Annotated in this window: 3 protein-coding genes; 1 reads left to right on the top strand and 2 read right to left on the bottom strand. The window is 49.6% G+C overall.

Going from position 1 to position 6,172, the window contains the following annotated elements:
• The first annotated feature begins 63 nt into the window (after positions 1 to 63).
• Positions 64 to 2,865: an excinuclease ABC subunit UvrA gene (gene uvrA, locus OI18_RS23190; RefSeq protein WP_039144579.1), complete on the top strand. Its 2,802-nt coding sequence runs from the start codon at positions 64 to 66 to the stop codon at positions 2,863 to 2,865.
• 7 nt (positions 2,866 to 2,872) lie between these two features.
• Here the strand turns inward: uvrA and OI18_RS23185 are convergent, their stop codons facing one another.
• Both OI18_RS23185 and OI18_RS23180 read right to left on the bottom strand, forming a co-directional pair.
• On the bottom strand, positions 2,873 to 5,509 hold the full coding sequence (locus OI18_RS23185; protein ID WP_039144576.1) for a T9SS type A sorting domain-containing protein: 2,637 nt from the start codon (positions 5,507 to 5,509) through the stop codon (positions 2,873 to 2,875).
• A gap of 206 nt (positions 5,510 to 5,715) precedes the next feature.
• Entirely contained in the window at positions 5,716 to 6,141 is a 426-nt protein-coding gene (locus OI18_RS23180; protein WP_039144574.1) for a DUF4293 domain-containing protein, read from the bottom strand.
• Positions 6,142 to 6,172 lie beyond the last annotated feature (31 nt).

The following is a 6,172-nucleotide window of genomic DNA, read 5'->3' as shown; positions in this document are numbered from 1 at the left end:
TCTTTCACAATACGGATGTTATAAGGGAGAAAACGTATAATCCAATACTTTTGTGGCTCCGATATGAGTAAGTCAGATTCACCAGCGACGGTTTCTTCCAATGATATTTTTATCAAAGGCGCCAGGGTTCATAATCTAAAAAATATTGATGTAAGCATTCCCCGGAATAAACTGGTAGTAGTTACCGGCGTTTCCGGTTCGGGCAAGTCATCTCTAACTATTGATACGCTTTTTGCCGAAGGCCAGCGCCGCTATGCAGAAAGCTTAAGCGCGTATGCCCGCCAGTTCCTCATGCGCATGAACAAGCCCGATGTTGATTTTATTAAGGGACTATGCCCCGCTATTGCGATAGAACAGAAAGTTATTACCCGGACACCACGTTCAACCGTGGGCAGCATGACGGAAATCTATGATTACCTGCGCCTGCTTTTCGCCCGCGCCGGTAAAACCATCTCGCCGGTTTCAGGACGGGAGGTTAAAAAGGATGATGTTTCAGATGTGGTCCGTGCCATCAGGGAGCGCCGCAAGGGAGATAAGATCCTGGTAATGGTACCTTTTCGCCAGCATCAAAACAGGTCGGTGGAAGAGGAACTGGTGATCCTGCTGCAGAAAGGTTTCAGCCGCCTGTACGATGGCTCTGTACTAAGCATAGACGATATCCTTCAGGAGTCAGCTAATGGCAAGCCCTGGGTTCCCAAACCGAAGAAAAAAGTGTACCTGCTGGTCGATCGCCTGGTTGCGAAGGATTTTGAGGAAGACGACCTGCATCGGATAGCCGACTCCGTGGGCACCGCATTTTATGAGGGTGAAGGGGAAATGGTATTGCTGGTCAATGAAACTGAACTGCTGCAGTTTTCAAATCGGTTCGAGCTCGACGGCATTGCTTTCGAAGAACCTGTTCCGAATCTTTTTTCGTTCAACAACCCATTTGGCGCCTGCCCGACCTGCGAAGGTTTTTCACAGGTGCTCGGAATCGACGAAGACCTGGTGATCCCCGACAGGCGGCTAAGCGTTTATGAAGGCGCCGTTGCCCCGTGGAAAGGGGAGAAGCTCGGTTGGTGGAAAGAGCAATTCATTAAAGCTGCCAAGGCAACCGGCTTTCCGATTCACAAACCCATTGCCGCTCTGACGAAAGAACAATACCGCCAGCTGTGGAAAGGCAGTAGTCCTGCCCTCGGAATAGACGACTTCTTTAAGGAAGTTGAACAGAACCTGTATAAGGTGCAGTACCGGGTACTGCTTTCCCGGTACCGTGGCCGCACTATGTGTCCCGATTGCAACGGATACCGGTTAAGAAAAGAAGCACTTTATGTAAAAGTAGCCGGCAAACATATCGGGGAGTTGTGTGAAATGCCGGTGAAGGACCTGCAGGACTGGTTCCAAAACCTGTCTCTCAGCGATTACGATCGCCAGGTCGCGAAAAGGATCCTGCTTGAAATAGAAACCCGGATCGGGACACTAATGGATGTCGGACTTAGTTACCTGACCCTGTCAAGACTCGCCAACTCATTGAGCGGTGGCGAGAGCCAGCGCATCCAGCTCACCCGGAGCCTTGGCAGCAACCTGACAAATTCATTATATATACTGGATGAACCTTCAATAGGGTTACATGCGCGTGACACGGAAAGGCTTATCCGCGTGTTAAAATCACTGCGCGACCTGGGCAATACTGTGGTAGTTGTGGAACACGACGAACTCATGATGCGGCAAGCCGACCATATTATTGATATGGGTCCGCTTGCCAGCCATCTCGGTGGTGAAGTGGTTGCAGCAGGCGATTACAAAACGATAACAGCAGATAAAGACAGCCTTACTGGAAAATATCTTACCGGTAAGCTGACAATTGATCCGCCCAAGAAAACGAGGAAGTGGCGGAGGTCGGTTACCGTTAAAGGTGCTGCACAGAACAACCTGCGAAATATTGACGTCGAGTTTCCTTTGGGCGTGTTTTGCGTGGTGAGTGGTGTAAGCGGCAGCGGAAAGACCACACTTGTCAAACAGATTCTTTACCCCGCACTTCAAAAATTGAAGGGTGAGGCAGCTGATAAAGTAGGCCATCACCTGTCGATAGACGGCGATATAGACTTTATAACGCAAATAGAGCTGGTCGACCAGAACCCGATTGGGAAATCTTCCCGGAGTAACCCTGTCACTTACATCAAGGCATACGATGAGATCAGGGATGTTTTTGCCAGCCAGCCTCTTAGTAAAATGCGCGGCTTCATGCCCAAACATTTTTCATTCAACGTCGATGGTGGCCGTTGCGATACCTGTAAGGGGGAAGGCGAACAGGTGGTGGAAATGCAGTTCCTGGCCGACGTTCACTTAACCTGTGAAGTATGTGGCGGCAAACGATTCAAGGAAGAAGTACTTGAAGTCACATACAAGGAAAAGAATATTTATGACGTCCTCGAAATGAGTGTTGATGAAGCGCTTGAGTTTTTTGCAGGTGAAAAAGACGTTGTCAATAAAATAAAAGCTTTGAGTGATGTGGGCCTTGGCTATGTGAAACTTGGCCAGTCATCTGATACACTTTCGGGCGGTGAAGCACAAAGGGTGAAGCTGGCGTCATTCCTTGGCAAAGGCAGGTCGCAGGGACATATCCTCTTCATCTTCGACGAACCGACCACAGGTCTCCACTTTCATGACATAACCAAATTGCTCGCATCTTTCAATGCACTCGTAGAGCAGGGTCATACCATCCTTGTGATTGAACACAATACTGATGTAATCCGCAGTGCAGACTGGGTGATTGACCTTGGGCCTGAGGCTGGCGACGCGGGCGGGCAACTGGTATACGCCGGCGAACCCTCCGGACTACCGGCAGTTCCACAAAGCATTACAGGTAAACACCTGCGAAGCTGACCTCATGTTATTCAGACCTGGCGATCTTCGTTGTAAAGATCCTGCTTCCTGATTGCAACACCAGGAAGTAATTTCCCGCACGAATATTTCGCAGTGAAACCTGGCGGCTGTTCCTGCCCGGGGTTTCAGGAAGCGAACGCAGATCCGCCACCCTGCCCAGGAAATCTATGAAACGCAACTGCGCTGTTCCGGCTGCTGCAGCGTCCCATTCTAATTGCAGGTTGTCCCTTGAAGGGTTCGGATAAGCTACGAGCCGTCCGGCACTTTTCTCAGTCAGGATCAGCGCCTGTGCTGGCGCGGTGCCACTGCATGCACCTGGAGTATCGCCATGCGCCAGGTGGGTGGCAACTTCCGATGCCAGGATGCAGAGCGTATTCTTGTTTTTATGGCAAATGACCCGCTTTTCATTGTTGGTGCCACACCTTCCATTTACAACGTTTACAATCACTGCATCTGTCGCCTCGTGTTCATTTGCATCGGTTGCAGTTACTGTGTAGGTCGTCGTTACTGTCGGACTAACTATAATGCTGGCCCCTGACTGGCCGGTTGACCAGGCAAATGTCGGTGCACCGCAGGAAACGGCTGTTGCTGTAAGTGTCACTGAAGGAGAGCCGAATCCAAGCGTAATAGTCTGGTCGGTACCTGCATTTACTGAAATGAATCCGGGAATGGTTGCCCACGGATTGAATAACACATTCGCACCCACAGGGTCACCGGTACCCGGACCAGCACCGGATGGTCCACTTGCATTACCCCACCAGTTACAGGTCGCATCAACCGGCGTTCCGGAATTGTTGACAACTCCGGTTCCATTACCAGTAATGGTATTGTTCTTCAGGTTAAGAGTAAGCGAACCACCGGCAGACGATGGCGCAAGTAAACCTGTTTGCCAGGCGCTAATTGCGTTATCAATTACCGTTAACTGCACACTGGCGCCACTACCAGCCAAGGCAGCGATCCCGGTTCCTGCGGAAGTGCCTGTCCCTGTCACAGTATTCTTATTTACGGTAACGTTGGAGTTGCCTGCACCCGGCTGTACCATAATTGCAGTGGTAACTGGCGAACTCAGGGCAAGCAATGTATTCTCTGAAATGTTGGCCGTTCCACTTCCGGTGTAAACAATCCCGTTTATGAAAGATGAAGTGCTGCCGCTCACATTGATTTGACCGATCTCGTTCTTTTCAGCAGTGACCCCGGCTTCTTCCAGCACAATGCCCCTGAAACCTGCATCACCATCACCGGCATCGATGGTCAGGTTGTTGATGAGGTTTTCATCAATTACAGAAGGTGAAATCGGATTGGCACAGGCGGTGAGCAGGTTCTCAATGAAGCCGATAGCAACAAAATCTAACGGTCCCGTTCCTGAAGCGTCGACCTGGAAGATCTGGTTTCCTGAAATTGTCGTATTGCTGAATGGAACCCGACCTATTCCGATGAAATGCAATTCATTCCCCGCCATCACGATATGGCTGATAGTATTGTCGGTTATCGAAACCGGGAAGCAGGAATAACTGATAATACCTTCAACAACGGTGTTGCTGGGGCCGCCGGTAAGAACAGTATTATCGGCAGTTGATGTACCGCCAATCAGGTTGTTGGAAACCTGCACGGCACCATTTTCAATCACGATCCCCGTCACCCTGACACTGCTCTGGGTTGGCGCTATATTTTTGATCACGTTATTCTGTACCGCGGTACCAGAACCTGTACCTGCTTTCAAAAAGATTCCTGTGAAGTTTGCCTTGCCATCATCACCGGTATGCACCCATTTTGGTGCTCCCGCCAGTGGTGCCTGTCCGCCGATGAAATTGCCCGCAATAACATTGTCATTGGCCGCAGTACCTGGCCTGAAGTCAATGCCGACGCGACCGGTTTGGGAAGACACATTCAATTCATTGAAGATGCTGTTGCCGGAGATCGTCCAGCCACCACCGTTACCTGTTGCTTCAATCCTGATGCCATAGATAGCGAAGTTGAAGATCTCATTGTTCAATATTGAGTTGTTGGCGTTCGGACCGGCAGCAATCCCGATCGCATAAATGCCGTAAAACGGCGGATCAACATCCGCGATCGCTCCCTCTACCCGGCAAAATGAAATGGTATTGTTTGTGTTGCCGACCGCCGCACCAGTTGTATTGGTGAAGGTTACAACACCTTCTTCCAATAGAAAATCACCACTTGCCAGGTGGCAATAAGTGATAAGGTTGTTATTGGCACCATTGGATAATCGCAGCGCCGATCCGTCGTTGCTCATGTTGCTGATGGTAAGCGCTATGGCGGTTCCCGTGCGTCCCGGCCTGCCATCGATAATCAGGTGCGCAGCTGCAGATAATTCCATTGCCGGACCGCTGACAGTGGATTGAATCTGTAAGTTACTGCTGCCGGCGGCGGGACTGATAGTTAGAGTATTTGTTGCACTGCTGCCGGTAAGCGGACCGATCACAATGGGGAAATTTTCTGAAGTGGATACGTAACCCGGTTGTAACTCGAGTACGACAGCACCCCCTAACCCCTGTATGCCAATGTCCTGGATAGCCGCTGTGATGGTTGGGTAATTACCGGGGATGGCTTTTGTCCCGGAAACCTGTGAATTGCCGGCAATCCATATGCAGCCAGCAATCATAAAAAGGGTAAACTTTTTCATGTGAAAAAAGTTGTTGTTCCGTGAATATGATGCCAGGTCTGGATAAAGGCATTATGGGGAAGTGATTATTATCTCCCTGATGCCAATCAATAAATAAGGGAATAAGCTTGAAGTAGCAGCGCTACAAATGTACAAAAAAGGCGCCCCACCAACCCCTGGTGCGACGCCTTTTGAATATAAATATTTAAATTTTGAAACTTCTGCCGTTATCGCAGCCGGTCGAGGCTTTTTACAAGTTTCTCGTCCTTGCGAATATGTTTTGCGGCTATGAAAAGGAAGATCATCATAGCGATAGGCAATAGTCCGCCCCACTGGTATGTGCCCTGGATCATGTTGATGGATTTCTTGAAATTCTCAACTGAATAAACCTGCAGGGCAATTACACCTGCGGAAAGCAAACCACCGGTGATTGCCAGTTTATATTGTGTCGGCCTGTTTTTAAAAAGAAAGATAATTACCAGCGACAGGCAGGCAATTCCTATAACAAGGGCAAATGTCAGCAGGCTTTCCGTTGCCAGGAAAGTGCGGCTTGATTTATCTGCAAGGGTTGCAGTGAACAGCGGAACACGCGCCATGGCAAAACCGCAGATGGCTGCAAGTGCAAGCCAAACCGTCTGAATGCGTTGTATCATACAGTTACTTTAAAAAGAAAGATAAAACAAA

This window comes from Flavihumibacter solisilvae, from assembly GCF_000814475.1.
In the GTDB taxonomy this organism is placed as follows: domain Bacteria; phylum Bacteroidota; class Bacteroidia; order Chitinophagales; family Chitinophagaceae; genus Flavihumibacter; species Flavihumibacter solisilvae.
Note: the sequence above shows the minus strand (reverse complement) of the source record. Positions and strands in the feature narration are given on the sequence as shown.